The organism is Natrialba sp. PRR66 (assembly GCF_034808065.1).
In the GTDB taxonomy this organism is placed as follows: domain Archaea; phylum Halobacteriota; class Halobacteria; order Halobacteriales; family Natrialbaceae; genus Natrialba; species Natrialba aegyptia.
In genome coordinates, this window is record NZ_JAXHGN010000001.1 from 210,871 (window position 1) to 236,934 (window position 26,064).

The window sequence follows — 26,064 nt, forward strand, 5'->3', positions numbered from 1 at the left end:
GCACAACATTGCGGTGGCGTTCCAAAACCGATCAGCAGCGCGTGGATCAATGCCGATGAGCAGAAAATCGAGTGAACGCGTCGTCGATACGAAGCGGAATTATTACTCCGCAGTCGTTCCATCCGATGTCGGTTCGGCGTCGCCATCGACGAGAACGAACTCGGTCGAACCGCAGGGACAGCCGTCGTTCCCGATCAGCTGTATGTCTCCATTCGGCCACTGTCGGGCCGCGTAAACGGAATCGCACTCGGTGCATTTGGCGAGTTCTCTCGAAACGTCATCTCTGTTTGCCATTCCCCGACAGTATAATGACGATATTGACTGAATTAGCGTTTCTATTTGCGAAACTGTTAGCGCGGTTCCAGAAGGGGGTGCAGTGAGAATCCATCGCGGCGGTGGGTACGGGCTGCTAGCAGTCCGTTCCGGCACACCCACGACTGTTCGGGTACGCGGAGGAATCGGCCAGTAGACCGTTTCAGTCCTCGTGACCGCCGTCAGTGTCTTTCCAGTCGCCGCTTTCGACGCCGTGGATTTCCCCCTTCGCACGGCGTCTGGAGGGCCAGGCTGCAACCGCGATAACGGCGGCGTAGAAGACGGCCAGTCCTGCCGCCACGGCGATCCCCGGGATGCCCGGAAGTTCAGCGGCTTCGGTCCACTGCGCTTCGGGGGTAAAGAGCGTGACTTTGCTCACCCAGGCGACGCCGACGACGGCGAAGAGGAGCGCGTAAACCCGTCTCACCCGTCGAGAAAGTGCCTCGAAGAACGACACTTTGAACGTCGGCTGTCTGAGGTCTTCCCCGACTTCCTCTCGCCAGCGGGGGTGTTCAGCGCCGGCCGGGTCGAACGCGTTGGCGAAGACGTTCTCCTGCAGCAGTCGAACGCGGGCGCGCCAGACGTCGTAGAAACGATAGCGACGCACCTCGAAGAAGAGGAACATCGCCAGGAGCAACAGGCCGACGAGCAGGAGATACGCCGGTATATCCTCGCTGGAGAAGACGATCGAGAGTAACGCCGCGATCAGCGTGATCGCCCAGTCGGTCGTCCGATCGAGCCGATCCTGCGCGTTCGTCGCCTGGGCAACCTCGCCCCGATAGTAGTGCGGGACGAGCGAGAGGAAATCATCTGAATCGGTCGCCGCCGCCGCTGCGACCTCCTCGTGTTCTGGATCAAGTGAATCGTTCTCGCGACTCATAGATAGTTTACGACGGCGACGAGTATAACGGAGGCGTGTCGAAACGCGAATCGGACGAGTTCAGTGCTGGATCCCTGAACGCTACATGGGCGGGACGGTCGACTGATCGGCCTCGGTTGGCCCGTCAGCGCCCTCCTGCGAGACGGCGGTCTCGAACCGGTCGAGCGTCTGTGAGAGTTCGGCCGCCTGGTCCGCGAGGCTGTCGACGCTGCGGGTGACTTCCGAGAGCGAGGCCGTCTGTTCCTCGGCAGCGGCGGAGACGTTGCCGGCCTCGGCGGCGGATTCCTCGCTGCTGCTTGCGACCTCGTCGACGGCGGTGACGACTTCCTCGGTCGAGGACGCCTGTGCGTCGGTCGCGGCGGAGATTTCTGTGACGCCGTTGTTCGTGTCCTCGGCGAGTTCGGCGATCTCCGCAAGTGCGTCGACGGCCGGCTGGACGGCTTCGGTGCCCTGCTCGACCTTCTCGCTCGTGTGCTCGACGACGTCGACGGACTCGTCCGTCTTTTCCCGGATGTCGTCGATCCGATCTTCGATCTCCGCGGCGGCGTCTTTCGCGTCCGCGGAGAGTTCTTTGATCTCCTGGGCGACCATGTCGAACCCGCCGGCCTCGCCGCCCTCGCCGGCGCGCGTCGCTTCGATGCTCGCATTCAGCGCGAGCAGGTTGGTCTGGTCCGCCACGTCGGAGATGGCGTCGACGAGTTCGGTGATCTGTTCGACCTCGGTTTCGAGTGACTGGATGGTCTCGACAGCGCGTTCGGCCTCGGTTTCGACTTCGGTCATCTCCTCGATCGCGACGGTCGCGGCCTCGCGGCCCTCGCGGCTGGAGTCGACGGTCCGTTCGGCGACCGTCTCGACCTCGCTCGCCGTCGACGCGATCTCCTCGGTCGACGCCGAGAGGTCCGACAGCTCTGCGTCGACGGTCTGAAGCTGTTCGCTCTGGCGCTCGGAGGCGTCCGAAATCTCCTGCACCGATTCGGCGACCTGTTCGCTCGCGCTCTGGACCTCCTTGCTCGAGGCGCTGACCTGCTGGCTCGCGGCCGCCACGTCGGTCGCGAACTGTTTGACCTCGTCGACCGTCGACTCGAGTTCGTCGAGCATCGCGTTGAACTCGGTGCCGATCTCCTGCATCTGCTCGTTGTCGGTGTCGACATCGGCGCGGACGGTGAGGTCACCGTCTGCAGCCTCGCGCATCGTCTGACTGTACTGGTCTGCGCCGCGTTGCAGTTCCGCGGTCACCTCGGCCATGCGTTCGCGTTCGGCCTCGGCTTCGGCCTGTGCAGTCTCGGCTTCCGTTTTGGCTTCCTCCGCCTCGGCTTGGGCCGCCTCGGCCTCGGCTTGGGCCTCCTTCGCTTCGGTGATCCGCGTCTCGAGCGCCGTGCTCATCTCGTCGAAGGACTCGTAGAGCCGGCCGACCTCGTCGATCCGGTTCGTCGAGAGGTCGATATCGAGGTCTCCTTGTTCCATCCGCTTGGCCCGGTCCCGGAGCGTTTCAAGCGGCGTCACGGTCTGGCGAGCGAGGAAGACCCCGCCGACCACCAGCGTGAACAGCCCGGCTCCGATGACCGAGAGCAGGCTGTGCCCGACGGCTGAACTCGCGGCGAACGCCTGGTCCGTCGGGACGGTCGTGATCGCAACCCAGTCGTTGTCTGCCATCGCGCTGTAGCCGATGACGAGGTTGCCGTCGCGTTCGAACGCCGTTCCTTCGCGGACGGTACCGAGCGATTCGACGATTTCCTCGTCGGGGTCGCCGCCGAGTTCGTTGCTCGCGAGGACGGTGTCGCCCTCCGTGTTGAGGATCATCGTCTCCTGGTCCTCGTGGAGTTGTCGCAGTCCGTCGACGCGGTAGTCGATCGTTCCGACGACGACGGCGATTCGGGCCTCGTCACCCTCGACGGGGCTCGCGAACGCGATCACCTGGTCGTCGAGGGTACCGGACTGGTATGCCGCCGGCGAGTACCAGACGTCGTTCGCCGCCGTCAGGTCGACGCCGGGTTCGATTCCCGTCCAGGGTTCGTCGATACTGGACAGCGACCGGCCGCTGACTTCTCCGTTCGTACTCGTCAGCACTCGATCGTAGTTCGTGTCGACGATGTGGATCGCCCGAACGTCGACCGGTAACTTCGCCTGTTCCTCGATGATGTGTGATTCGGCCGTTTCCGCATCGGTTTCCGACAGTGCGGGAGCGGACGAGAGCGACCGGGTGTGTGATTCCATCGAGATCGTCCACTCGTTGATGGAGTCCGCGTGCATGTCCACCGTCGCCGTCAGTTGCTGTTCGGCGTCGGTTTCGACGGTGTTCTGGGCGTTGACGTACCCGATCGCCCCGACAGCAGAGAGTACGACGAGGATCGCCAGCACCGAAATCACGAACTTCCACCGATAGCTCCCACGAATCACTGACGGGACCAGTGACCGCATCGTGGATCCGAGTCCCGACTCGTCTTCGATTGTCTCCGCCGCGCCCGCGTGTCCATCGTCGTCGGGGCCCTCGTTTCCGGCTGTCTCTCCCGTCTCAGAACCCTCGCCCACAGTCGTCTCTTCCGGCTGCTCCGGCTCGTTCGCCGTCATTGTGCTACCCCCTCGGGCGTTCGCTCCTCGATCGAGACGATCTCCTCGCCCTCGAAGGTGAAGTACTCGTACGTAACCGATCCGCCATCACCGTTCTCGTCGAACGCAACTTCACCGGAAGCGCCGCGGTACTGAACCGGCTCGCCGTCCGCGGCGAGTTCGAGTCCAGTGGCGAGTTCACCCGGCAGGATTTCCGTTCCCCCGCTGGTCGTTACGTCGATCATCTTCGATCGGATGGCCGTCCCGTCGTTCGCGCCCGCGGCGGCGTTCGAGAGCAAAATCGTCGCCGCCGCATCGTAGGCGTTTGCCGTGAACAGCGCCGGTTCGCCGCCGTGTTCGTCTTGGTACAGCGAGGTGAACCCGTCTCGACCGGGCCCGGACGACACCGGTGCGGTTCCGTAGACGTTCGAGAGCGGTGCGTCGACGCCCCGTGGAATCGCCTCGTCCTGGAGCCCGTCGCTGACGAGGACAGTTTCCGTTCCCTGGTGGTTCTCGTAGTACTCGGTCAGCAGGTCGACGCCGCTCTCGGCGTAACTGACGAGAAAGAGGATGTCCGGCTCGTCGGACAGTGCCTCGCGAAGCGGCTCGGTATAGGAATTACTCCCCTCCGTGAACGAGACCTGGTGTTGAATCGTTCCGTCGAACGACGCCGAGAACGCGCCGGAGAGCTGCCGGCCGTAGTCGCCGGCCGTATACAGCGTCGCCGCCGTCTCGGCATCGTACTCGGAGACCGCGATCTGTGCGGCGATGACCGCCTGCATCGAGTCGTCGGGTGCCGTCCGAAACGAGAATCCGCGATCGTTGAGGATGCCCATCGTCGGCGACGTGCTTGCCGGTGAACAGGTGACTACTTCGGCCGGAATCGTCGCCTGTTGGGTCATCTGTAGCGTCACGTCCGACGCCGCTGCCCCGACGATCGCCGGGTATCCCGCATCGATCAGTTCCGCCACGTTGTTGACCGCAGCCGTCGGTGCCGTCTCCGAATCGACGACTTCGAAATCGACCGAGACGTCCAGGTCGGATCCCTCGAGTTCGACGATCGGCAGCATCGCCCCGTTTCGGAGCGGGTCACCGAACGCTTCGAGCCCACCCGAAAGCGGAAGCACACCGCCGTACTGAAGCGTCCGGTCGGCCAGTGCCAGTTGGTCGTCGTCGGCGTTCCCGCCGAGAAATCCGTCGCCCAGACAGCCAGCGGTCGCTGTAACCGCACCGCCGGCGATAACCCCGAGAGACTCCCGTCGCCTCACGGTTTCTCACACCCGTTCGTTACTTCCCCCTGATTGCAGTCGCTCTGCCTCATGTCACGGCGCATAGTTATCCGTCTGCTGTTGAGACTTTCAACGTTCTGGCCATATTCCAGGACAGTGACCACTCTCCGGTATCTCGCGGGATGTCACTGAGTCGCTATCGAATAGCGTGCTGACACCCGACAGGACGTTCGTGAGATGCCCCGTCGGTAGCCACGGCTACCGCCACGAAAAACGAGTTCAGTCACTGACAGAGCGACGCGAGGCTACAGGTCCCGAAGTCGAATCCCGTCTTCGACCAGCCGAGCGTTTCGCTCGCGGTCGATATACTCGGCGAGTTCATCGTGGTCGTGGATCTGAGCAATTACGTCCGCGTAGAGCGTCCGCCAGGCGATCGCGTAAATCGGCGACTGCCCCCACGCCCGTAGCTCCGGCACAAGGTCGTCGTAGGTTTCGTATCGCTGCTCGAACCGGTCGAGCGCGTCGAGGACCTGACCCGCTGCCTCGCGGTCGTCATCAGCGGCCTCGAGCGCCTGATTGAGTCGCTGTTCCCAACCGGCCACGGCTTCTTTCATGTCGGCCTCGGCGACCTCGTCGTCCGCCGGCAATCGCTCGAGCAACGGTTCCGGAACGCCGAGTGAAATCGAGTCCATATGATGGTGTCCATCGGCGACCCTCAAGAATCTGTAGGCCAGGTCGCAAACAGCACCTCGTCGACGAACTCGTCGTCGAGACGATAGTGATCCGCTCGGACGCCCTCGCGCTCCCATCCGTTGGCCTCCAGGAAGGAAATCGCCGTCTCGCTCGAACTCGGGACGCCCTGGACGACCTTCCGGTAGCCGGCCTCCCGAGCCCACTCGAGGCCGTGCTCGAGGAGCGTCCGTCCGATTCCTGCACGACGGTGTGACGGAACGACACCGACCGTCAACTCGGCCGTATGCGACCGCGAGTCGAGCGCCGGAACGTCGAGGTGGAGCCAGCCGACGATCCGAGTGTCGTCGGGTTCGTCGGCGGAGGTTGAAGTGGGGTCGGTCTTCGGGGTAGAGTCAGTGTCAGAGTCAGAATCGGAGTCAGCACCGGACCCGGCATCAGCCGCCGTTGCAGAGTCGGTGCGAGGATCGAGCACCGCAGCAAAGCACATCCGCGATTGTGAGCCGTCCTCGGTCCCGTTAACCCGAACCAACGCCGGTGCTCGTTCGAGCCGCGTCGCGAGATCGGCCGCGACGACGTAACTCCCATCCTGTGCCACCGTCCGCATCGCCTCGAGAATCCCCTCCCGGTCCGGCTCTCGGGCGGTCCGAATCGTCACCGCCCCCGACTCGGTCTCGAGTTCAGTTGGCGATCCGGGAACCGAAACTCGGAGCGCCCCCTCGGTTTCGGTCAGGTACCCCTCGGCGAGCAGCGTCTCGAGACACGACTCCAGTGTCGACGGTTCGAGGGCCGTCTGCTGCGTATAGTTGCCCGATCGAGCCGGCTTCGAGTGCGCCGGCCCTGCATCGACCCGCACCGACCGGAGCAACTCCGCCCGCGTTGCCGTTCCGTGCCGGTCGACGAACTCGTAGACCGCTCGCTGAACGTCGTCGAACGAACTCGTCGGGTCGTCATCGGTGTGCATGGCCATAGTGGGTGCGCCATCGGGGAAGGGTATGAGTGTGCGGGTTGCAGACGAAACCTGTTGTGTCCCGACGCGGCGTCTCGCCACGTCGAAAGACGTCCCACCTGTGACCACCCGACCAGCCCGTGACTGAACTCGATCTATTTCTATATCGCTGCATATGATTTGTCACTTATATCGATACCCGCCAGCGGGTGGGCTGTCTCTACTAGTGACGTCACTGCTCTCGATGACCACCCACCGAGACCAACACCAGGTAGCAATCGCCGCCAGGAACAGCACACCCGACCGGAAGTCCGAGGACGGGACTCGAACCGCGTATCTCGCTCACACGGAGCGAATCTTACCGTTAGACCACCTCGGACACGCTTCCGACAGTATATCACACACGTGCTACCCACTTCAGCCCATCTCTCGTTTGCATCAGCTGAAACGACGTTCGCACCATTTGAGATAATCTCTCTCACAGTACCAGTCCGCAATCTGGCCTGAACTCGTGGTGGTTCGGTGACGCAATCACCGTCGCATCCGAAGGTAGAGTTCACGGCCGGCGGTCACGAATTTCCAGCGGAGTCCGTCGCCGCGTTCCCAGTAGAGATTCGGGACGAGTTCGCCGCCGAACCCCGCTTTGAACCGGAATAGGCCGCTTCGGAAGTCGCCGGTCGCCCCGCCGAAATCGTAGGTATCGTACCCGTTGTCGATCGCCCACCGGATCACGGCGTCGTAGAGCAGTTCCGAGGCGTGGTCGTCGTAGTATTCCTCCGGGACGGCGGCGAAGAAGCCGTGCACGGCGGACCGTTCGTCGTCGAGCAATTCGAGGAAGCCGCCCGCGTACTCGCCGTCGAGTCGGAGGGTCAGGAGGAGCAACCGCGAGTCCATCGCCAAGAGGTCCTCGAAGAACGAGAGGGGGTAGGCGTCGCCGCCGATCTGTTCCATGTGTCGTTCGTACGCGCGGTGAAATCGTTCGATCGTCGGCCGCGTGAGTTCTTCCTCGACGATTTCGTAGGGCTGGGCTTTGCCCTGCTCGATTCCCTTGCGTCTCGAGTCGCTCATTCCCGATCGGACCTGGTCGTACCCGTCCGTAAGGGAGAGGACGAATCGCCCCTTCGACCGTGCTGGTCGATACCCGTGCGAGCGGAGCACGTCGCTGTACTGGAGATACTCCGTATCGTGGGCCCGGATTTCGTGAACGATGGTCCGACCGGTACAGAGCGTTGGAATCGTCTCCAGGATCGCGTCAAGTGTCTCGGCAGTGTCAGTCGTAATTGCAGGGCCACCAAACCCAGGGTACGTCGACCAGAGCCGTTGAAACGGGACTTTCGGGAGGTCGACGGTAAAATTCGGGAGGAGTCCGATCGGATTGCCGTCTTTGGTCACGACGACGTGGTTCGGCGTGTAGCCGAGCCCGGTTTCGATCGCCTCGAGCCACTCGTAGCGATGGAAGACGCTTGCCTGTTTCGCGTGGGAAACGACGTGATTCCACCGTGAACGATCGATACTGTCGATCGTCTCGTGGACCGTCACCTCGTAGTCGGTGTTCGTCTCACGAGTTCGCTCGCCGATGCCCAGTCGCGTTCGACTGTCGAGTTTCGTTTTGACTGCCGAGAGAGTACCCATCAGTGAACGGTTCCAGTCAGTGACTTGTGGTCGTTTGTTCGCCCATCACGAACTGAACGGAGACACTACACTTAACACCGATCAGGTGCGCAGAGAGGCGATTCTGCCCCACAGCGATGAGTTAGCCAGCAGTCGTTGCTATTCTCGATAAACTCTATTACACGATATAGAACGGGGTGGATCGGTCTCCAGAGTGGGCGTTTAGATCGTTAAACTCTCAACGCGAGTGGACTGCTGCTTGCCGTTGCGCTGCAGACAGTCGCGGTATCCACTTTTCGAGAGACTGTGCTGGAAGTTCGAATTCGCACACCCACCTCATCTCGGAGCCGTTTTGCTGAATTGACGAACGGTTTCAGTCACACTGCGTTAGCGAAACGCCGGAGTGAAGAACCCGGTCAGGTGCGTGCTCACTACTCGGTGATCGGTTGCCGAGTTTCGGTTTCACAGGCCGTACAACGGATGATGACCGCCGCCCGATCGTCGGCTACTTCGGACGTGTGGATGGTTTCCTCACTGCACTCCGTACAGTCCAGCAAGTACTCGATGTCTTCGGAATCGCGGGGTGCACCGAGTGCGAGCGCTGTGACCCGGTCCGACGAGTGATTCGTTCCACGTTGGAACTCTCCCGGCTCGAATCTGATGACCTCACCAGCATCAACCTGTCTCTCGCCCATTTCCGTCCGGAACGTTGCCGTTCCCGTCAGAACGAAGAACACTTCTTCCTGATCGTGGTGGCGATGATAGGCGAAGCCGAAGCTCTCACCCGGCGCGAGTTCGAAATAGTTTATCGCAACTCCGCTTGTCCCGAGTGCCTCCGAGATCGGTCGGACGACGTCTGCAGGGCTGTTCGTCGGCGGAACGTCGACAGCGTCGATGACGATGTGTTGCATCGGTCGGACTACCACGGGACACAAGTTACGTCTGTCCCCGAGAACAGCAGGTCCGTTTAGGTACCAGTATCGGAAACGGAGCACCATCTCTTTCGTCACGGAACGCGAGCGGAGAGTATGGGCGGATCTCGGCGGGCGCAACCAGTCGGTCGGACGCGGGTGCCGATCTGGGCCGGCTACGCGGCCTGTCTGTGGGCAGCGGTGTTCGCCGCGATGAGTTTCTACTGGGCGCTCGGGGGAACTCTCGGACTGAGGACGATCGGTACGTTTGCGCAGTCACGGGATGCGACGTTCGTCGCACTGCTGTGGGTGACCGGGGCCATGAAGATCGGCGGCGGACTCGTTGCACTTGCGCTCGTTCGGCCCTGGGGTCACCGCGTTCCGCGTCCGCTCTTACTCGGTTGTGCCTGGGCCGGCGGTATCGGGTTGGTTTTGTACGGCAGCGGGAATCTACTACAGCACGCGCTTATGGCGGTCGGAATGTATAGCGTCCCCGACGCAATCGGTTCGACGACAGCAGTCTGGTGGCATCTCCTGTTCTGGGACCCCTGGTGGATCGGGGGCGGCGTGCTGTTCAGTATCGCAGCGTGGGGCTACACCACTCGCACGCGCAACTGACGCTGACGTCGGTAGCGGGCTCCAGCGGAGCCAAAACGAACGTGGAACCCGCCGAGGGGGGGCACGACTCTCGTCGTTCCGGTGGACGCTCCGAGTTCACCGTGCTCTCCGGCACCGACACCGTCGGTCTCCGTCTCCGTCTCTGCCTCTGGATCTGTGGGGGCCATCACTTATTGTGATCGGTCAGCAACAGTGACAGTGTGATCGTCGACGGTCGAGTGCTCCGCGAGGACTTCGTTCCGAGCGAGGTCGTCCATCGCCACGACGAGGTAAATCTCCTTTCGGAGGCCCTGGAGCCGCTGCTCTCCGACCGCCGGCCCGATCCCGTGTTCCTGTTCGGCCCGACGGGCGTTGGCAAAACCTGTATCGCCCGCTACACGCTCGCCCAGTTGCACGAGCAGGACCCGGATGTCCGGGTCGCCTACGTCAACTGCTGGCAGGAATACACGCGATTTCGCGTACTGTACAGCCTTCTTGAAGCAACCGGCCGAACGACGGATATCCACCGATCGACGGCGAAAGACGAACTCTTCGACCGACTCGCCGAGGGAGATACCCGACCGATCGTCGCCATTCTCGACGAAGTCGACCAGCTCGAGGAAACCGCCGCACTCTACGACCTACACCGGTTACCCCACGTCTCGCTGGTGCTGATCGCCAACCGCGAGGAAGAACTCTTCGCCAGTTTCGACGACCGCGTCCGGTCGCGGCTGCACGCCGGGACTCGAGTGCAGTTCGACCGGTACGGAACGGCTGAACTCTGCTCAATTCTCCGTGAGCGAGCGACGCAGGGACTCGAACCGGACGCAGTGACGACCGACCAGTTACAGACGATCGCCGATGCGGCCTCCGGCGATGCGCGCGTCGGGATCGGAATCCTCCGGTCAGCAGCACGCCGAGCGGAACGAAACGGCGACGAGTACGTTACCGAGACTACGATCGAGGCGGCGATCCCCGACGCTCGAACGGCAATTCGGCGCAAGACCGTCGAGGGGCTTCCAGACCATCAGCGCGTGCTCTATGAAATCATCACCGATGCGGGCGAGATCGAGCCGGGTGAGCTCTACGAGGCGTACGAACGACGGGTCGCAGAGCCAAAGACGGCGCGGACGCTACGAAATTACCTGACGAAGATGGTGCACTACGACCTGATCGAGTCGGTTGGCGAGCACCGCGGGAGGCGGTATCGGCCCGTCGCAGATGGGGACAAGGTCGAGGGCAAGAGCGAGGAATCGGATCTCCCGACCGAGGAGTGAGCCGACGAAAGCGAGAGAGTGGAGCGAAGTGGTAACAGCGTAGGCCGTGATCGAAGGCTGTACTATCACTTGCCACTATTTCGTCCCACTCTAACTGTCTGCGTAGACGGACTGTCCCATCCTGTGGAGAGTGAACACTACATTTATCCCTGCCAGTCGATTTTGCCATACTAGAAGCTGCAGTACAAACGGGCCAAGAAACGCGTTCAGGGTGGTTTACATGGGTGGACACCGGAAATCTGAGTTAGGTGCCAGACTGGGTATCGAGGCAGCAAACGCCGCGACGGGGGCGACAGGAACAACCAGCCCGCACGTGACTCGTTCGCTGCGAGTTCAGAAGCGACGGCGACACGGATGGGCCGATGACTGACGGTCGAGCGGCCAAATCGATGCCGGTACAGATCCTGTTAGTAGAGGATAACCCGGGGGACGTTCGGCTCACCGAGGAAGCGTTCAAGCAGGGACGAATCGAGAACGAACTGCACGTCGTTTCCGACGGGGCCGAAGCGCTCGAGTACCTCTATCAGCGCAGTGAGTATGCGGACGCACCGCGTCCGGATCTGATCCTGCTCGATCTCAATCTACCGCGGACGGACGGGACGGAAGTGCTCGAAGAACTCAAGAACGACGCTGAACTCCATTCGATTCCGGTAATCGTTCTGACGAGTTCACGAGCGGAGGAGGATATTGCAACGTCCTACGAGTTGCATGCAAACGCGTATCTGACGAAGCCGGTCGATCCTGACGAGTTCATCGAGACGGTACGGACCTTTGAGAAGTTCTGGTTTTCGGTGGTTCGATTGCCATCGGAGCGTGATCAGTAATGACAGAGAGTGACCGTGAGAACGAGGGCCGGAATCAGTCCGAGAGCGAAACGACGACCGAATCGGACGGACACGACAAACTCGATACCACGACCGCGATACCGGAGCAATCCGAGACGCTTCGAGCGTTACTCATCGAGGACAATCCCGGCGATGCGCGGTTGATCGAGGAAATGCTCCGGGATACGGAAGAACTCGCACAGCGGGTCAGTTCGACCGAGTCTGCCGAGCAGACACCGGAGATAACCCGCGAAAGTCGGCTGGCAGACGGCCTCGAGACGTTCGAGCACGGTGCCGTCGATGTCGTCCTGCTCGATCTGAATTTGCCGGACAGCCAGGGACTCGAGACGCTCGAAACCGTCTCCGAAGCGAGCGATACGACGCCGATCGTCGTGTTGACTGGTCTGCGGGACCAGCAAGTCGGTATTCAGGCGATCCAGCAGGGAGCACAGGACTTCCTCGTCAAAGACGAAGTGACGAGCGAGTTGCTGGTTCGAACGATTCACCACGCGATCGAACGCGCCCGCCAGGAGCACGAACGCCGCCGCCAGCGCGAACAACTCGAGGCGATCAACCGCCTCAACGATATCGGTCACGACATTATCCACGCAGTGATCACTACCGAGACGCGCGCTGAACTCGAGCAACAGGTCTGTGACCGCCTGACAGCGTCGGACGGCTACCGCTTCGCCTGGATCGGCGAGATCAACCCGGGAAGCGACGACGTCGTCCCGAAGGCAACGGCCGGCGTCAAGGACGGCTATCTCGAGGCAGTCGAGATCAGTACTGACGAGAACAAGCCGACCGGCCAGGGACCGGCGGGAACTGCAGTTCGAACTGGGACTGTGCAGGTCGCAAACAACGTCGACAGCGACCCCGAGTTCGAGCCCTGGCGCGAGGAAGCGGAATCTCGCGGCTACCAGTCATCGGCATCGATCCCGATTATCCACGAGGACCTCATCTACGGTGTTCTCAACGTGTATGCCTCGTCTCCACGCGCGTTTACCGCTCCGGAGACGCAGATTCTCGCCCGCATCGGCGATACGATCGCCCACGCGATCACCGCGATCGAACGCCGCGACGCGCTGGTCAGCGACGCCGTCATCGAACTCGAGTTCAGACTCGAAGAGATGGTTCCGGAACTGGTCGCGCTGACTGATACCGAGTCGCGGACGATTTCGATCAAGCAATTGGTCCGGGGTGACGAGGCGCTGCTTGCATACGGGACGGCCCGGGACATCTCACAGGAAGCCTTCGAAGAGGCCATCGAGCGAAGCGAGGGCGTCACCACTGTCAGATTCCTTTCCGTAAAGCGCGATGAGTTCGAGTTCGAACTCGTGATACCGGCTGCGGCCTCGCTGTTCGAGGCGATTGCGACCCACGGTGGCCGGGTCGAGTCGGCGACGATCGCAGATTCCGAGTTCAGATTCGTCGTCGAACTCCCGCGCGGCCGGGATACGCGCCAGATGATCGAACTGATCAAAGACCACCGGGACGATGCGACCTATCTCGCACAGCGAACGACGGAGCGGAGCGAGCGGGACGATTCGGGGTCGGGTGGATCGGGAGCCGGGCGGAGAATGATGGGTGTGCTCGAGGACGATCTCACGGAGAAACAGCGAGCGGCCCTCGAGACGGCGTACTTTGCGGGGTACTTCGACTGGCCGCGCGAGAGTACGGGCGAGGAGATCGCGGACCGCCTCGGCATCGCGCCGGCGACGTTCAATCAGCATCTCCGAACCGCAGAGCGGAAGTTTTTTGATTCGGCTCTCGGGGAGTAGCCCCGGCTTGCTGTTGTGAGTGGGTGAGGCGCGGCGCGATCGCCTACTGAGCGTCCAATCCGACAGCCTCGGCGAGCAGTTCGTGCGAGCGGAGCACGTCGTCGTGATCCGCGATGAGATTCTGGACGATCACGTCGTCGACGCCGACCTGGTCGGTCAGTTCGTCGAGCAGCGTTCCCACCGTCTCCGGACTGCCGGACATCGCGCGGGGCCACTCGCCGGGCGGCAGCGACTGCGGTGTCGGGTCGGGGACGCCACCGAGTTCGTCGATCGCTTCGTCGACCGTCGGCGTCGATCCGGTAACACCGCGTTGCATGCGCTTGTAGGACGCCTCGGCGCTCGCCCGAAGCCGTGCGGCCTCCTCGTCCGTGTCGGCACAGGCGACGTTCACCGCGAGCATTCCCGTCGGTTCGTCGACCCCGGCGTCCGACGCGGCGGGATCGAAGTGCTCCCAGTAGGTCTCGAAGGCGCGCACGGCGAGGGTCGGCCTTATAAACGCTGCAAAGCAGTAGCGGAGCCCGAGTTCACCCGCGATTTTCGCGCTCGAGGGACTGGAGCCGAGCACCCAGATTTCCGGGACATCCTCGGCCGAGCGAGCCAGTTGGAGGTCGGCGTACGGATGGTCCGCACTGAACTCGTCGTAGAGGTGGTTGGCGGTTTCTTCGATCTTCTCGGCGTGGTCCTCGTCGGGGTTTCGCTTGCGTCGCTCGGTCCGAAGCGCGCGGTCGGCGGCGGGTTTGCCGGTGGCGCGTCCGAGTCCGAGATCGATGCGGCCGGGTGCGAGCGCGTCGAGCGAACTGAACGTTTCGGCGACCTTGAACGGGCTGTAGTGGTTGAGTAACACCGTTCCGGAGCCGACGCGGATCGCGTCGGTTTTGGCCGCGAGATGGGCGATCAGGACTTCGGGCGTCGTGCTCGCAATCGAGTCGGCCATGCTGTGGTGTTCGGCGACCCAGAATCGCGAGTACCCCAGTTCCTCGGCCAGTTGTGCGAGTTCGACGGTGTTCTCGTAGGCCTCGGTTGCACTCGCTCCATCAGGGACAGGTGCAAGATCGACAATCGAGAGGTTCACACCGATGATTCGGGGTGAAGGCCGAATAACTGCTCGCTTCTATACGACTGTGAGGAGGTGACACAGAGCGTGACACTGGTAAGCGACGTAGCGAGCAGCAAAAGCAGGTCAAAATGTTCCGGGACCGGTTCGATCGGTCGGCCGGCGTCTCATGCACTCCGTGGTTCGCTCGCGGCGGCACTCGTCTCGTCCATGTTCCGGCCGCCGATGGCGACGATACCCATCGAGAGGCCGGTCATGAAGAGGCTCACGCCGACGAGCAGGCCGATCGCCCAGGTCGCATCCGCCGGGAAGCCGGCCCAGAGCAGGACCGCCAGGGCGAGCGAGAGCACGCCGCTTGCGGCGACGGACATGCGTCCGGGCTGGTCCGCCATCCGCATCGACATCCAGAGTTCGGCGATGCCGTCGGCCAGCAGGTACGCGATAGCCAGGATCGTGAGCGTCAGGAGGCCGATAACGGGGTTTGCGAGCAGCAGGACGCCGGCGACGACGGCGACGATTCCGAGTGCGAGTTGCCAGAGCGAGCCGCTCCACCCGCGTGCGGTAACGGCGTGTGCGCCGTGGACGATGCCGCTAAGCACGAGCAGCGCGCCCAGTGCGATCGTCGCCGAGATCCCCGTGACGAGCGGGAACGCGATCGCGAAGAGACCGAGGAGGCCGACGACGGCCCCGGCGATGGCGAGCGTTCGCCAGCCGCGCTTGAGAGAGTAGCTGTGCGGTTCGTCGTCTGTAGTTACTGTGTTCGAGGACATTGCTGTCTCCGATAGGGAGTAGGGCGTGTAGGGAGATAAAACGCTTTTATATTTTGACAGTAATTCCCGAGAATGGACCGGTCCGAAAACTGGAGACACCGGCAGACCGGGACCGAGAGACCACTGGTCGGGTCGCGGGTATCGACACGTCGTGTCGGTTTCAGAACTTGTCGAGAGCCCGGTCGATTACATCCGTGGCCCGCAAACCAACTCGTAATGGTCGAACAGGATGCGGACACGGACGAACGCGATTCTTCCTGTCACTGTGACCTCTGTGGGGACCGAGTTCAGGTCGCGATCTATCGCGAGCATCTGCTCAAAGAATGCCCCGGTCGCTGACCGCTTGCGGTCGCCGGTGACTGTACTGCCGTCGACGCGGTGGAGTGAGCCGGCGCGATGAACTCGCGACCGGTTCGCGGTCCGCTTGTGGTCGAGCCGTTCGGTCCGGCCGACGGCATCGGAACCCGTCGAACCGGTCAGTTCGAGTTCGCCGATCGTGGATCGACGGTGAACTCGAGCAGTCCGAGGGCCGCCGCGCAGTCGGGACAGCAGGGCCGGCTGGTGGCTTCGTAGATTCCTGTCACACCGGGTCCCGGACGTGCGGTGAGGCGAATCCAGCGGTCGGTTTCGATGGGCCGGTCACAGCGGTAGCAGACCGTCTCGTTGTGTGCGTCGAGGTCGGTCGGATCCTGGGTGTGCGAATCGCAGGATATCGACCCGCCGGCCGGGTCGTCGAACTCCGCGGTCATCGACGCCGCCTCCGCTGGGGAGCGAGGATACAATTCGGTGCAGGTCCGTACGTGGAGCCAGACGGCTCTGTGCGCTGGTCGTGAGCGATAGCTATCCCTGTCCGTCGTGCGAGAGCTTTTTGTCTCGGTAGCAGTAATGGAAACATGGCAACCATTGCAAGCCGCAGTGGAAGCCACGTCTCGGGTGTTGTAGCACCCGGGGCATTTCGTACGCATGCCCCCGCGTATTCGTTTGGAGGTGACTTCCATTCTGACAGTTTCGCAAGGAGAGTAATATAACTACTGGAATTTCTGTGAAGAAAGTGGGCGGATGGGTGCCCTCGTTATCGTGCGGAGACGGGGGCGGTTCGTCAGTCGTCGCGGTCAGTCGCGGACACAAAGGAGGAATGGGATGGGGGTGGTGGGTACGATTAGCAACACAGTCACCAAATATTTAGTGTGGCGGAGTGAGCATCTACCGTGCCTTCCATGCGTCGTCGCCAGGTCCTCGTGGCCGCATCCTCCGCGACCGTCGGTCTCGCTGGCTGTACTACGGCTCGGGAACGCCTCGGAGATGTGCGCCGCAGTACCCCGGAGCGCCGCGTTGACCCCGACTGGCGTCCCGGGCCGGGAACGTGGGCCGAAGACGACTACGGCCCTGCGAAGCGCCGGTACAATCCGCACGCAACACCACCACGAACCGAACCCGAGATCGACTGGCGGTACGACCTCGACAACCGGCTCGGTGACGGGTCGCTCGTCGTCGCCAACGGGACAGTGTACGTCTCGACACGGTACCGTCTGGTGGCGCTCGACGCCGCCGACGGAACGCACCAGTGGGAGCACGATACCGACGGCGCTTCCGGGCTGAAGTACGTCGATGGACGCCTGTACCACCTACACTGGGGGCTCCAAGAATCGAAGCTCGTCGCGCGTTCACCCACAGGAGACGAGCAGTGGCGAGCCACCGTACCGAGCCAAATCACGGGTATTCACGAGCAGAACGGCTACGTGTTCGTCGCGGGTCGGGATCGGTACTGGACGCTCCACGCAGACACTGGTCAGATCGTCCGCGAGCGCGAGACGTGGGTCCGAAACATGGCGGCTGCCAACGGCATGCTGTACGCAGCCTTTTCCGGGATTCTCGCCAGCTACGAGGGAGAAGGCCGAACGCTCGCGGAACGCTGGCGCGTCCAGAGTCAGGACCCCACCGAATCGCGTCATCCAACGATCGCAGAGGAACTGATCTACGTTTCACAGTACCAGCCTCCCGCCGACGGCGGAGACGTGGTTGTCTACGACGCCGACGGAGAGACACAACACAGAGTTGAACTCGATTACGGGTCGTTCGCGATCACCGTTGCCGAGAACGGACCGATCGTCGCGCCGATCGCGACGAGTAACAGGGAACTCCTCGCGATGCGGCCCGACGGGAGTCGACGATGGACCGCCGGCGTGAGTGGGGCTGCCGGCGCGATCGTCGCCGACGGAACGGTGTACGCCGGGTATCCGCTGACCGCGATGGACGCCGAATCCGGCGAACGTCTCTGGGAGCGAGACACGATCGGAACCGCCCGATTCGCCGCTGCGGACTCGACGCTGTACGCGTCGACGGCCGACAATCACATCGTCGCCTTACGCGAGTGATCCGCCTCGGTCGGCGGATAACGCCACGGAGAAGCGGGTGACCAGCGCCCAATTGTGACAGCCATCAGGCGGTCTCTCGGATGAACCGACCACTTCCGATCTGCTATTTCTCCCATCTCGGTCACGTGTAGACGCAGCGCGACAGCCCGTTCGTCCCTTTCGCTACTGAGCCGCGAATCCCCTGCTCAGTCAAACTGTGAAGGAACTCCGAACTGCTCTCTAATTTCTTCCGAGCGGACTTCGTGGCTGAGCCCTCAAAGGCCAACAGATGAAGGACCCTACTCACGTCTCTTCGACGTGGCGAATCTCGCAGGCGACGCCGCGTGAACTCTCGGCCATCTCGCGGCCGAACATCTCGGCGCGGCCGACGCCGAACGCCTTCGGTCCCTCGACGACAACCTCGTCGCCGACGCGAATCTCTTCGTCGGCGTCGACGATACCCGGCGCGAGCACGCTGCCGTGAGGAACGAAGCCGTCGATTTCGACGCGCTTGACCGGCGCGTCGCTGTCGACCCACCGGCGGGCACCCGCGAGGGTAAAGGAGAGGGTCCCGTACTGGGGCACCATTGTCGCCAACTGGGTATCTTCGCGGTCGCGGACCTGGATCTTCGGGTACCGGCTGGTGGTCTGAATGTCGTCGAAGAGTTCGTCGCCGGCTCCGTCGCCGAGCAGGTAGTCGGCGATGGCGCGGACGGTGTTGTGCTCGCGCTCGCGCTTCGAGTACTTGAGTTCGCCCGCGAGTGCCTCGCTGAGGTTCGCGAGTGACTCGTCGTCCGTGGGGTGTTCCGCGACGGTGTAGGTCACGTCGAGGTCGAGTTCGTCCTCGACGCGGCCGACGATGTCCCGATACCCTTCGTCGGGAACGTGAGCGATGATCCGCGGGTAGTCGTTGCGCTCGAGATAGCGCCGGAGCACCGCGCTGACGAACTGCTTTTCGTCCTCGGACCAGCGCCCGGTGACGACGGTGTCGTAGTGCTGGGCCGGATAGGTCGTCTCGAGTTCTTGCGGCACGACGCCGATGGGGCTGGTCATCGAGACGAGGTGGGCGCGCCACTGGATGGCGTCGTGGAACTGGCGGTGGCTCTGGGACTCGCTGTAGGGTTTCGCCGCGGAACAGGGCACCAACACGAGCGGGTTGTCGAAGCGGTTGCGGTACCGCGTCGTGACGCGGTCGGCGTAGCGCTGGATCTCGACCCGACGGAGGGTGTCCTCGGTCGCCGCATCGATTTGCGCGTCTCGGAGGATCGGCGTCCGCTCCTCCAGGTAGCCCCACTGCGAATCGAGTTCGCGCATCGCGGCGGTGAGCCACTGGTCCTGGCGGGCCTGCCCCTCGACGTAGTCGCGCAGGCGGCCGTCGCGAATCCGCCGGCGGACGATTCCCAATTCCGCCTCGAGCGCGTTGACGTTGTGCTCGACGCAGTCCTCGCGAGTGAACTCGTCGCAGGGCTGCCGGCAGGCGGGACAGGAACAGGGCAGTTCTTCGAGGTCTTCGAGGAAGTAGGCGTCGTCGGTCGTCAGGTACCGGCCTTCGGTGCCCTTCACGACGGCGGCGGTGCGGTCGAAGAGGTCGACGCCGGCGTAGGCGAGCAGGGCGACGTTTCGCGGCGTGGCCACGCCGGAGAAGAACAGCGCGGTGTCGGTCGGAATCTCGCTTCGAACGTCGACGACGGCCTCGACGAGTCCGGCACCGTGGCCGGTGAACGATTGTACGTCCGAAACCGCGTAGGCGTCGGTGCCGTGGTCCGCGGAACTCTCGCTCGAGACCACTGCGACGCTCGGGTAGTCGACATCCGGATACTCGACGGCGAACGATTCCTGAACCTCCTCGGCGGTGCCGCCGGGAAACGCCCGGTGGGGGAGGACGGTGAGTTGCGAGTCGTCGCCGGCGGGAAGTTCGCGGTCGGCTGACCAGAGCGACCCCGCGTCCTCGAGTACGTCGTCGACGAGCGCGGGGGTCGTTCGGGGTAGTTTGCGGTCGGGGTCCGACTCGGCAGCCGCGGCCTCGAAATCGAGGCGGAGTTCACCCACGCGCGCGGCCCCGTCGCGCTCGTGGACTTCGAAGTACTCGGTCATACCAGAACTGGGCGGGGGAGCGCGAAAGAGGCTGTCGGTGTCGGTCGCCGGCTGTGTGTCGTGCTATGCGCCACCGACGTACCTCGCCGTCGCCGACGTGTGTCCCCGGTTGAACGAGAGGATCGAAATCCGGATCACGTCCGTCGGCTCGCAGCGGGCGGGCACGTCCTCGACGAAGACGACGAAGCCCTCGATCTTGCAGACCGCCTGGCGCTCGCCCGTGTGGTGTTCGGAGAACTCCTGAATCGCGACCTCGCGTTCGTCGCCGATCTCGACCGGCGGCTCGCGCTGTTGGGCTTCCCTGTGGCTTTCCCACGAGTTCCGTTGAGCGGCCGAGCCGCCCGGGCCACGAACCCGCCGCACGACCCACGACGCGAACAGGACGATTACGAGCAGACCGAGCACCAGCGACGCTACACCGAGCATATCGGATACTGGATCGTGCTCGCACCTTTGCTGTTCTGATTCGACTTTTCACTCGCCGGTCAGATCCACGAGTTCAACGCGGGCCGGCAGCCGGTCTCGAATCGGCGCGGGCCAGCCCCGGTGTGCCAGGGTGAACTCGGTGTCTGGATTCGACTCGACGAGTCGGGTTACGCCGTCCGCGGCGGCCGCGATGGCCGCGCGGTCGGTTCGGTCCGGTACCTCGGCTGTGAGCGGGTAGCTCTTCGAGAGCGCCCGCGGGAAGGGGCCGAACGGCGGCTCGACGCGCCAGGAGGCGTCGAACTCGTCGCTGCGAGGGGCGTCGCCCTCCGTCAGGAGCAGCGAATCGGGGACCGAGAGCCGGTCGAGTCGCCGGTGGTGGCGGCGCACTTCGGGTCGGCGCGCGCTCTCGTGGGAGGTATAGAAGAACGCGCCTTTCGAGACGGGGTCCGTCCGCTCGAGTTCGGCGGCGTGATCGAGCAGCGTCCGGTAGCCGTCGAGCATCGTGGGGTGGGAGCGAGCGCGCTGTTCGACGAGTTCGAGCAGGGTGCCGGCGCGGATGGCCTGTTTGATCCGGCGGATTTCGGCGAAGGTGACGTGGAGGTTGTGGGCGGCGAGTGCTTCCTCTCGCTTTCGGTCCGGCAGGTCGCGGATCTCGGCGGGCGAGTGGGCGGCACAGACGGGACACGAACAGGGGAAGTACGCGAGATCGTCCAGGTTGCGAGTGCCGCGAACGGTGAGGTAGCGGTCGTCGCGGGCGTAGAGGGCGTAGGCGGCGGAGTCGAAGAGGTCACAGCCCATCGCGGCGGCGAGGGCGAACATCATGGGGTGGCCGGCACCGAAGAGGTGGACCGGTGCGTCGGCTCCCAGCCCGCGTTTCGCGGCGGCGACGGCGTCGACCACGTCGTCGTAGCGGTAGTCGTTCATCAGCGGGACGACCGCGCCGACGGGAAAGACGTCGAGGTCGGTCGCGTCGGCGTGGCGGCCGGCCCGCTCGCGCAGGTCGGGGTAGGTCGAGCCCTGGACCGGCGCGCTGACGAGCATCTCGCCCGTGTCGACGGCCTCGGCGGCTTCGAGTCGCTCCTGGGTCGTTTCGAGTTCGGCTTCGGCGCGCTCACGGGACACGTCCGGCGGGGTCGGAATGTCGACGGGCGTGCCGATGTCGGAGCCGATCGCGTGCTGGAACTCGAGGATTTCCTCGGTTGTCACGTCTATCTCGCCGTACTCGGCGAGCTGGAACGAGCCGGAGTCGGTCATGATCGCGCCGGGGAAATCGAGCACTTCGTGAAGGCCGTATTCGAGGGCCTCCTCGCGAACGTCCTCGGTGCCGTGGATGATGTAGGAGTTCGTGATGAGGATCTCAGCACCGAACTCGTCGGCGAGCCGGCGGGGGCTGATCGTGTCCAGGTTCGGGTTGATTACGGGCAGGAGGGCGGGCGTTTCGACGGTGGCGTCGGCCCGTGGAACGGTCAGTTCGCCGAGGCGGCCGCCGGCGTCGGTCGCTCGAATTTCGAAGCACTCGCGCATCGACCGTGTGTTGGCGAGGGGACCGGTAAACGTTCCGTTCCGCGGCGTTCCGATGGGTGCCCTTCGCTAACCGGCGGTGCAGACACACCGGTCTTCGTTTTCGACTCGGCCAGTGGTCGTCCCTCGGCTGAGACGGCCACAGCCCAATTACGCCGACTCGCCCGCCCCGAACAACTCGTAGTACGATACGGCCAGAACCGCTCGTCCATCGCGGACCTCACCCGCAGCGATCGCGTCTACGAGTTCGTCGAGCGGCGTCGGGTCGACGCGGATGTTCTCGTTGTAGTCGAGTTCTTGTTCGGCGGTCGGACGGCAGTCGTGGGCGACGAAGAAGTGCATGACGGAGTCGGCGATGCCGTTTGCCGGTTCGACGGTGACGAGTGATTCGAGACGGTCGGCTTCGTAGCCGGTTTCTTCGGCGAGTTCGCGGCGGGCGGCGGTTTCGAGGTCGTCGTCTTCGGGTTCGGTGCCGCCGACGGGGAGGCCGTAGTTGACGCGGGAGACGGCCTGTCGCCACTCGGCGATGCAGACGACGTCGCCGTCCGGCGTGAACGGGAGGAGACAGACGCTTGCGGGTTCGGAGAGGTAGTCGAACTCGGTGTCGGTGCCGTCGGGGAGGCGAACGGACTCGTTAACGATATCGAAGCCGGGACAGGTGTAGGCTACCTGCCGGTCGACGGTCTCCCAGGCGAGGGGATCTGCTGTCATATCGCTCGATACGACGCTGTGTCTCAAAAGCGCCACGTCATCCGGGCCGGTAATCGGAGCGGTGAATCGCCGTGGTCAGTGGCGGCCTGTATCGACGCTATGGAGTCCGTTCTCCGCGGTGGAAGGCGTGTACTCGCTCTATAACAAAACCACGAATCGATGAAGGTTGGGATTCAGAGGATGATCCATGGATCAGCTAACAGGATTCCAGCGTGATTTGCTGTACGTGATCGCAGGCAAGGATCGACCATCCGGCCAGACGATTCTCGATGATATCAACCACTACATCGACCAGCCGGTCACCCACGGACGGCTGTATCCGAATCTCGACACCCTCGTCGAGAAAGAACTCATCGAGAAAGGCCAACTCGACCGCCGGACGAACTACTACGCACTGACACCGAAGGGACGACGAGTGTTACAGCGTCGTCAGGAGTGGGTTAATCAGTACGTCGACGTCTGATCACTGCTGGCGAGCGACTGCTCGAACCGTCTCAGGTGTTTTTCTCCACTGCTACCGCAATTTGATCCGTTTCTCCACTGTCACCGCAATCTGAACCGCCCTCTTCTATCCGAACTATCCTCCATCAGAACCGTCCTATCTGAACCGTCATCCCATCCAAACCACCCACTGTCTCGAACGGACCCCGCCTGGATCGGTGCAGTTGAACTGTTAGCCAGTCTCGGCGGTAGATTCCGTTTCAGTGTCGGAACCGGTTTCGGTTCCGCTCTCGTTGTCGGTGCCAGTGTCGTTCTCGTTTCCGTTTCCGTTTCCGTCGTCACTCTCGTTCCCGCTCTCAGTCTCGGAGTCGTTAGTCACGTCAGTACCGGCTTCTTCATCACCTTCTTCTTCTTCGATATCCTGCCCGTTGCCGGTCTCTTCTTCAGACTCAGGTGTCCCGTCGTCGTCTTCCCCAGGACCGCCACAGCCCGCAACGAGTACCGTTGCAACCGCCGTTCCTGTCAGCCCGAGCAATCGCCGCCGAGATGGACCAGTCGAACGAGTCATACCGACTCTCTGTCAGTGAAACGAATAAACGCTGAGCCGACATCTGCGTGGATCGTCACGCACTCGGCGTCGACATTTATACCATCGCCGGTCAACTAGCCCGTATGGAACTCACGCTGCGCTTCTTCGCCACGTTCCGGGACGCCGTCGGCGAGAAGGAACGAACACACACTGTCGATGCCGACGCCACCGTGGGCGACGTCCTCGCCGATCTCGAAACGACCTACGACGGCCTCGATGGCCACCTCCTCTCCGAGGACGGCACCGCCGTTCGCCAGCAACTGAGCGTCCTCAAGAACGGCCGTGATATCACCCACATGGCCGGCCCGGATACTGAACTCGAAGACAGCGATGTCCTCTCGATCTTTCCGCCGGTCGCCGGCGGCTGCCTTGACCACTGTCGATGAACCGAACCGCGGAACCGGCTCCCGGTGGCGGACGCCGCTCGGAAACCGAGTTCTCTTTGGCCGTGCGTTTCGAGAACGCTTTACGCGTCGACGCACCGAATTACGCCGAGGAGTGATCGAATGGAACTCGACCCGGAAACTGACGAGTACGCCGACAACGAGGCCGATACACGACGGTCCGAACGCGCGAGTAAGCGGACAGACGGTCGCGAGCACGAAGATGCGGCGGCCGACGTGACGCCGGCTACAGCGGGGCCGAACTCGTCACCGACGACAGCCACACCCACTGCCGAGAACGAGGCAACCGCCACTGAAACCGCAGCCAGCACAACCGAACCGGATGCCACCGTTACGTTCGACCGAACCGGTATTCGAGCCGGCTTTCTCAAAACGATCCCGGTCGCCCTCGGTGTTGGCGGCTACGGCATCGCGTTCGGCGTCCTGGCCGACCAGGCCGGTCTGAGCGTCGCCGAGGCCGCGCTCATGAGCGCAACCGTCGTCGCTGGCGCATCGCAGATCGTCGCCGTCGAACTCTGGGCCAACCCGCTCCCGATCGCCGCCGTGCTCGTCACCACGTTCGCGATTAACCTTCGGTACTCCCTGATGGGTGCCGCCCTCCAACCGTGGTTCAAGCGCCTCTCCGCCACCAAGGTCTACGGCAGCCTCTTCGTCATGGCCGACGAGAACTGGGCGCTGACCATGCGCTCGCTGAAATCCGGCACCGGTCACGGCGCATTCCTCCTCGGTAGCGGCATCGCCATCTGGCTCGCCTGGGTCGGCGCGACGATCGTCGGCACCGTCGCCGGCGGCGTCGTTGGCGACCCGACCGCGTACGGATTCGACTTCATCCTCGTCGCCGTCTTCCTCTCTCTCGCCGCCGAACTCTGGGAGGGCCGGTCCTCGCTTCTCCCCTGGACCGTCTCGCTCGCCACCGCACTCGTCACCGCTGAACTCGTTCCCGGCCGCTGGTACATCCTCCTTGGCGGCCTCGCCGCCGCCACCGTCGAGGTGATCCGCCGTGGCGAGTGACGCTCTCACCCTCTCCCTCGACCCGCTCGTCGTCGCCGTCGTCCTCGCGATGGCACTCATCACGTTCCTCACGAAGGTCGGCGGTATCTGGCTCGTCCGCCGATTCGAACTGAGCGACCGTCTCGAAGCGGGCCTCACCGTACTCCCCGGCGCGATCGTCGTCGCCGTGATCGGACCTGAACTCGCGGCGGGCGGCCCAGCGGAGTGGGCCGCTGGAGGTGCCGTCCTGCTCGTCATGTGGCGGACCGAGAGTATCCTGCTCGCGCTGTGTACCGGCGTCATCGCCGTCGTCGCGTTTCGGATGGTTCTCTGAGACTCGAAGCGCAAGGACAGGCACGCGAATTTATCCGTTCGGACGACGAACACTCGTCATGGAACGGCGTATCGAGCGGTCCTTTCGCGGAATTTCCGAGCGGCTCGCGGTTCGGTACCTCTCAAATCTCGGCGGCGAACGAGTCGAGGACGGCGACAAAACGACGGTCGAAGCCGACGACTGGACGGCGACGATCACCTCGGAATCGGTCGACGTCGGACCGACGCTGACACTTACCGAGTTGACGATAGTTTTCGAACGTGATGCGAGCGACGACGCCGACGGGAGCACACCGCTCGACGAACTCGTCGACACCTTCGCTCAAAAGGCCATGCGTGCCGGAGGCTGAACGAGCGTGAGCACCGACCCCATCGACGGGCAGGTCCTCCTGCTCACCGCAGCCAAAGCGAGCGTGCCACCGTCGCGCCTCCCTGAACTCGTCGACGACGCACAGGCACTCCTTTCCCAACGCCTTGCGCACTACCGACACGAGTTCGAACGCCTCTACGCCGACGAGTTCACCGAGGCGTTTCTCGTCGAGTGGGGTCACTGGGAGGATCTCGGCGCTGAACTCGGGATGAGCGAGCGAGAGACCGCAGCGGTTCGCCGGGCGCACGAAGAGCAGGTACGACGTGCTGGCCGACGGATGGATCGTGAGGATGAGTTCGAGACGGCGTTCGAGATTCGGGAGGCGGTGTGTATCGGAGTGGAATCCGAGTGCGAGTCAGATCCAGCGTGAGTGGGATGAGGGTGGATTTTGGCCCGTTC

General features: G+C 63.3%; 28 protein-coding genes. 12 read left to right on the forward strand and 16 right to left on the reverse strand.

Translation table 11 applies throughout. The features are described from left to right. Positions 1–102: 102 nt before the first annotated feature. The 8 genes from SM755_RS00995 to SM755_RS01030 form a co-directional block, all read right to left on the reverse strand. A complete protein-coding gene (locus SM755_RS00995; protein ID WP_006664622.1) occupies positions 103–294 on the reverse strand; it encodes a hypothetical protein in 192 nt (63 codons plus the stop codon). Between the two features lie 181 nt (positions 295–475). Then, the gene (locus SM755_RS01000; protein ID WP_323171063.1) at positions 476–1,192 is read right to left on the reverse strand and encodes a DUF2270 domain-containing protein; all 717 of its coding nucleotides are present in this window, start codon (positions 1,190–1,192) and stop codon (positions 476–478) included. Between the two features lie 81 nt (positions 1,193–1,273). Further along, positions 1,274–3,760 (reverse strand): methyl-accepting chemotaxis protein, encoded by a 2,487-nt coding sequence (locus SM755_RS01005; RefSeq protein WP_323171064.1) that lies wholly within the window; start codon positions 3,758–3,760, stop codon positions 1,274–1,276. Beyond that, positions 3,757–5,007 carry an ABC transporter substrate-binding protein gene (locus SM755_RS01010; RefSeq protein WP_323171065.1) on the reverse strand — a complete coding sequence of 417 codons (1,251 nt, stop codon included), beginning with the start codon at positions 5,005–5,007 and terminating at the stop codon, positions 3,757–3,759. Before SM755_RS01010 ends, SM755_RS01005 begins: the two co-directional genes overlap by 4 nt. Before the next feature lie 266 nt (positions 5,008–5,273). Continuing rightward, positions 5,274–5,660 carry a hypothetical protein gene (locus SM755_RS01015; RefSeq protein ID WP_323171066.1) on the reverse strand — a complete coding sequence of 129 codons (387 nt, stop codon included), beginning with the start codon at positions 5,658–5,660 and terminating at the stop codon, positions 5,274–5,276. A 23-nt stretch (positions 5,661–5,683) separates the two neighbouring features. Next, positions 5,684–6,628, reverse strand: coding sequence for a GNAT family N-acetyltransferase (locus SM755_RS01020; protein ID WP_049903253.1), 945 nt, complete (start codon positions 6,626–6,628; stop codon positions 5,684–5,686). A 510-nt stretch (positions 6,629–7,138) separates the two neighbouring features. Then, positions 7,139–8,239, reverse strand: a complete 1,101-nt coding sequence (locus SM755_RS01025; protein WP_323171067.1) for a GNAT family N-acetyltransferase — start codon at positions 8,237–8,239, stop codon at positions 7,139–7,141. A gap of 410 nt (positions 8,240–8,649) precedes the next feature. Next, the gene (locus SM755_RS01030; protein WP_323171068.1) at positions 8,650–9,129 is read right to left on the reverse strand and encodes a cupin domain-containing protein; all 480 of its coding nucleotides are present in this window, start codon (positions 9,127–9,129) and stop codon (positions 8,650–8,652) included. 117 nt (positions 9,130–9,246) lie between these two features. Here SM755_RS01030 and SM755_RS01035 point away from each other — a divergent pair, with 117 nt between their 5' ends. From SM755_RS01035 to SM755_RS01050, 4 genes are all read left to right on the forward strand, one after another. Beyond that, entirely contained in the window at positions 9,247–9,747 is a 501-nt protein-coding gene (locus SM755_RS01035; protein ID WP_323171069.1) for a DUF3995 domain-containing protein, read from the forward strand. 200 nt (positions 9,748–9,947) lie between these two features. Next, positions 9,948–11,003 carry a Cdc6/Cdc18 family protein gene (locus SM755_RS01040; RefSeq protein WP_323171070.1) on the forward strand — a complete coding sequence of 352 codons (1,056 nt, stop codon included), beginning with the start codon at positions 9,948–9,950 and terminating at the stop codon, positions 11,001–11,003. 362 nt (positions 11,004–11,365) lie between these two features. Then, complete coding sequence (locus SM755_RS01045; RefSeq protein ID WP_006664610.1) at positions 11,366–11,827, forward strand: response regulator; 462 nt, start codon at positions 11,366–11,368, stop codon at positions 11,825–11,827. Continuing rightward, positions 11,827–13,608, forward strand: coding sequence for a bacterio-opsin activator domain-containing protein (locus SM755_RS01050; RefSeq protein WP_323171071.1), 1,782 nt, complete (start codon positions 11,827–11,829; stop codon positions 13,606–13,608). The genes SM755_RS01045 and SM755_RS01050 overlap by 1 nt, the downstream gene beginning before the upstream one ends. A 43-nt stretch (positions 13,609–13,651) precedes the next feature. Here SM755_RS01050 and SM755_RS01055 read toward each other — a convergent pair whose 3' ends face one another. Further along, the gene (locus SM755_RS01055; RefSeq protein ID WP_323171072.1) at positions 13,652–14,680 is read right to left on the reverse strand and encodes an LLM class flavin-dependent oxidoreductase; all 1,029 of its coding nucleotides are present in this window, start codon (positions 14,678–14,680) and stop codon (positions 13,652–13,654) included. A gap of 149 nt (positions 14,681–14,829) precedes the next feature. Continuing rightward, complete coding sequence (locus SM755_RS01060) at positions 14,830–15,432, reverse strand: HdeD family acid-resistance protein (protein ID WP_006664607.1); 603 nt, start codon at positions 15,430–15,432, stop codon at positions 14,830–14,832. A 216-nt stretch (positions 15,433–15,648) separates the two neighbouring features. Between SM755_RS01060 and SM755_RS01065 the strand changes: the two genes are divergently transcribed. Next, positions 15,649–15,771 carry a hypothetical protein gene (locus tag SM755_RS01065; protein WP_323171073.1) on the forward strand — a complete coding sequence of 41 codons (123 nt, stop codon included), beginning with the start codon at positions 15,649–15,651 and terminating at the stop codon, positions 15,769–15,771. A gap of 137 nt (positions 15,772–15,908) precedes the next feature. Here SM755_RS01065 and SM755_RS01070 read toward each other — a convergent pair whose 3' ends face one another. Then, complete coding sequence (locus SM755_RS01070) at positions 15,909–16,181, reverse strand: hypothetical protein (protein ID WP_323171074.1); 273 nt, start codon at positions 16,179–16,181, stop codon at positions 15,909–15,911. A 555-nt stretch (positions 16,182–16,736) separates the two neighbouring features. Between SM755_RS01070 and SM755_RS01075 the strand changes: the two genes are divergently transcribed. Beyond that, positions 16,737–17,807 (forward strand): PQQ-binding-like beta-propeller repeat protein, encoded by a 1,071-nt coding sequence (locus SM755_RS01075; RefSeq protein ID WP_323171075.1) that lies wholly within the window; start codon positions 16,737–16,739, stop codon positions 17,805–17,807. A 282-nt stretch (positions 17,808–18,089) separates the two neighbouring features. Here SM755_RS01075 and arcS read toward each other — a convergent pair whose 3' ends face one another. The 4 genes from arcS to SM755_RS01095 all read right to left on the reverse strand — a co-directional run bounded on the left by arcS (position 18,090) and on the right by SM755_RS01095 (position 22,538). Further along, positions 18,090–19,880 carry an archaeosine synthase subunit alpha gene (gene arcS / locus SM755_RS01080; RefSeq protein ID WP_323171076.1) on the reverse strand — a complete coding sequence of 597 codons (1,791 nt, stop codon included), beginning with the start codon at positions 19,878–19,880 and terminating at the stop codon, positions 18,090–18,092. Between the two features lie 63 nt (positions 19,881–19,943). After that, on the reverse strand, positions 19,944–20,306 hold the full coding sequence (locus SM755_RS01085; RefSeq protein ID WP_323171077.1) for an RNA-binding protein: 363 nt from the start codon (positions 20,304–20,306) through the stop codon (positions 19,944–19,946). Between the two features lie 48 nt (positions 20,307–20,354). Beyond that, complete coding sequence (tgtA, locus tag SM755_RS01090; protein WP_323171078.1) at positions 20,355–21,830, reverse strand: tRNA guanosine(15) transglycosylase TgtA; 1,476 nt, start codon at positions 21,828–21,830, stop codon at positions 20,355–20,357. 147 nt (positions 21,831–21,977) lie between these two features. Beyond that, positions 21,978–22,538, reverse strand: a complete 561-nt coding sequence (locus SM755_RS01095) for an NUDIX hydrolase (RefSeq protein ID WP_323171079.1) — start codon at positions 22,536–22,538, stop codon at positions 21,978–21,980. Positions 22,539–22,725: 187 nt separating this feature from the next. Between SM755_RS01095 and SM755_RS01100 the strand changes: the two genes are divergently transcribed. Then, the gene (locus SM755_RS01100) at positions 22,726–23,001 is read left to right on the forward strand and encodes a PadR family transcriptional regulator (protein ID WP_006110138.1); all 276 of its coding nucleotides are present in this window, start codon (positions 22,726–22,728) and stop codon (positions 22,999–23,001) included. A 210-nt stretch (positions 23,002–23,211) separates the two neighbouring features. Here the strand turns inward: SM755_RS01100 and SM755_RS01105 are convergent, their stop codons facing one another. After that, entirely contained in the window at positions 23,212–23,547 is a 336-nt protein-coding gene (locus SM755_RS01105; protein ID WP_323171080.1) for a hypothetical protein, read from the reverse strand. Between the two features lie 104 nt (positions 23,548–23,651). Here SM755_RS01105 and SM755_RS01110 point away from each other — a divergent pair, with 104 nt between their 5' ends. The 5 genes from SM755_RS01110 to SM755_RS01130 all read left to right on the forward strand — a co-directional run bounded on the left by SM755_RS01110 (position 23,652) and on the right by SM755_RS01130 (position 26,035). Further along, complete coding sequence (locus SM755_RS01110; RefSeq protein ID WP_323171081.1) at positions 23,652–23,954, forward strand: ubiquitin-like small modifier protein 1; 303 nt, start codon at positions 23,652–23,654, stop codon at positions 23,952–23,954. A gap of 120 nt (positions 23,955–24,074) precedes the next feature. Next, positions 24,075–24,983 (forward strand): AzlC family ABC transporter permease, encoded by a 909-nt coding sequence (locus SM755_RS01115; protein ID WP_323171082.1) that lies wholly within the window; start codon positions 24,075–24,077, stop codon positions 24,981–24,983. Then, positions 24,973–25,296, forward strand: coding sequence for an AzlD domain-containing protein (locus SM755_RS01120; protein ID WP_323171083.1), 324 nt, complete (start codon positions 24,973–24,975; stop codon positions 25,294–25,296). The genes SM755_RS01115 and SM755_RS01120 overlap by 11 nt, the downstream gene beginning before the upstream one ends. A gap of 58 nt (positions 25,297–25,354) precedes the next feature. Beyond that, the gene (locus SM755_RS01125) at positions 25,355–25,645 is read left to right on the forward strand and encodes a hypothetical protein (protein WP_323171084.1); all 291 of its coding nucleotides are present in this window, start codon (positions 25,355–25,357) and stop codon (positions 25,643–25,645) included. Between the two features lie 6 nt (positions 25,646–25,651). Continuing rightward, positions 25,652–26,035: a hypothetical protein gene (locus SM755_RS01130; protein ID WP_323171085.1), complete on the forward strand. Its 384-nt coding sequence runs from the start codon at positions 25,652–25,654 to the stop codon at positions 26,033–26,035. The last annotated feature ends 29 nt before the right edge of the window (positions 26,036–26,064 follow it).

Coding starts and splice junctions, on each gene's coding strand:
- SM755_RS01050 (WP_323171071.1), top strand. CDS start 11,827: ATGACAGAGAGTGACCGTGAGAACGAGGGCCGGAATCAGTCCGAGAGC.
- SM755_RS01100 (WP_006110138.1), top strand. CDS start 22,726: ATGGATCAGCTAACAGGATTCCAGCGTGATTTGCTGTACGTGATCGCA.
- SM755_RS01035 (WP_323171069.1), top strand. CDS start 9,247: ATGGGCGGATCTCGGCGGGCGCAACCAGTCGGTCGGACGCGGGTGCCG.
- SM755_RS01060 (WP_006664607.1), bottom strand. CDS start 15,432: ATGTCCTCGAACACAGTAACTACAGACGACGAACCGCACAGCTACTCT.
- SM755_RS01095 (WP_323171079.1), bottom strand. CDS start 22,538: ATGACAGCAGATCCCCTCGCCTGGGAGACCGTCGACCGGCAGGTAGCC.
- SM755_RS01105 (WP_323171080.1), bottom strand. CDS start 23,547: ATGACTCGTTCGACTGGTCCATCTCGGCGGCGATTGCTCGGGCTGACA.
- SM755_RS01005 (WP_323171064.1), bottom strand. CDS start 3,760: ATGACGGCGAACGAGCCGGAGCAGCCGGAAGAGACGACTGTGGGCGAG.
- SM755_RS01025 (WP_323171067.1), bottom strand. CDS start 8,239: ATGGGTACTCTCTCGGCAGTCAAAACGAAACTCGACAGTCGAACGCGA.
- SM755_RS01015 (WP_323171066.1), bottom strand. CDS start 5,660: ATGGACTCGATTTCACTCGGCGTTCCGGAACCGTTGCTCGAGCGATTG.
- SM755_RS01065 (WP_323171073.1), top strand. CDS start 15,649: ATGGTCGAACAGGATGCGGACACGGACGAACGCGATTCTTCCTGTCAC.
- arcS (WP_323171076.1), bottom strand. CDS start 19,880: ATGACCGAGTACTTCGAAGTCCACGAGCGCGACGGGGCCGCGCGCGTG.
- SM755_RS01030 (WP_323171068.1), bottom strand. CDS start 9,129: ATGCAACACATCGTCATCGACGCTGTCGACGTTCCGCCGACGAACAGC.
- SM755_RS01045 (WP_006664610.1), top strand. CDS start 11,366: ATGACTGACGGTCGAGCGGCCAAATCGATGCCGGTACAGATCCTGTTA.
- SM755_RS01115 (WP_323171082.1), top strand. CDS start 24,075: ATGGAACTCGACCCGGAAACTGACGAGTACGCCGACAACGAGGCCGAT.
- SM755_RS01000 (WP_323171063.1), bottom strand. CDS start 1,192: ATGAGTCGCGAGAACGATTCACTTGATCCAGAACACGAGGAGGTCGCA.
- SM755_RS00995 (WP_006664622.1), bottom strand. CDS start 294: ATGGCAAACAGAGATGACGTTTCGAGAGAACTCGCCAAATGCACCGAG.
- tgtA (WP_323171078.1), bottom strand. CDS start 21,830: ATGCGCGAGTGCTTCGAAATTCGAGCGACCGACGCCGGCGGCCGCCTC.
- SM755_RS01110 (WP_323171081.1), top strand. CDS start 23,652: ATGGAACTCACGCTGCGCTTCTTCGCCACGTTCCGGGACGCCGTCGGC.
- SM755_RS01085 (WP_323171077.1), bottom strand. CDS start 20,306: ATGCTCGGTGTAGCGTCGCTGGTGCTCGGTCTGCTCGTAATCGTCCTG.
- SM755_RS01070 (WP_323171074.1), bottom strand. CDS start 16,181: ATGACCGCGGAGTTCGACGACCCGGCCGGCGGGTCGATATCCTGCGAT.
- SM755_RS01125 (WP_323171084.1), top strand. CDS start 25,355: ATGGAACGGCGTATCGAGCGGTCCTTTCGCGGAATTTCCGAGCGGCTC.
- SM755_RS01020 (WP_049903253.1), bottom strand. CDS start 6,628: ATGGCCATGCACACCGATGACGACCCGACGAGTTCGTTCGACGACGTT.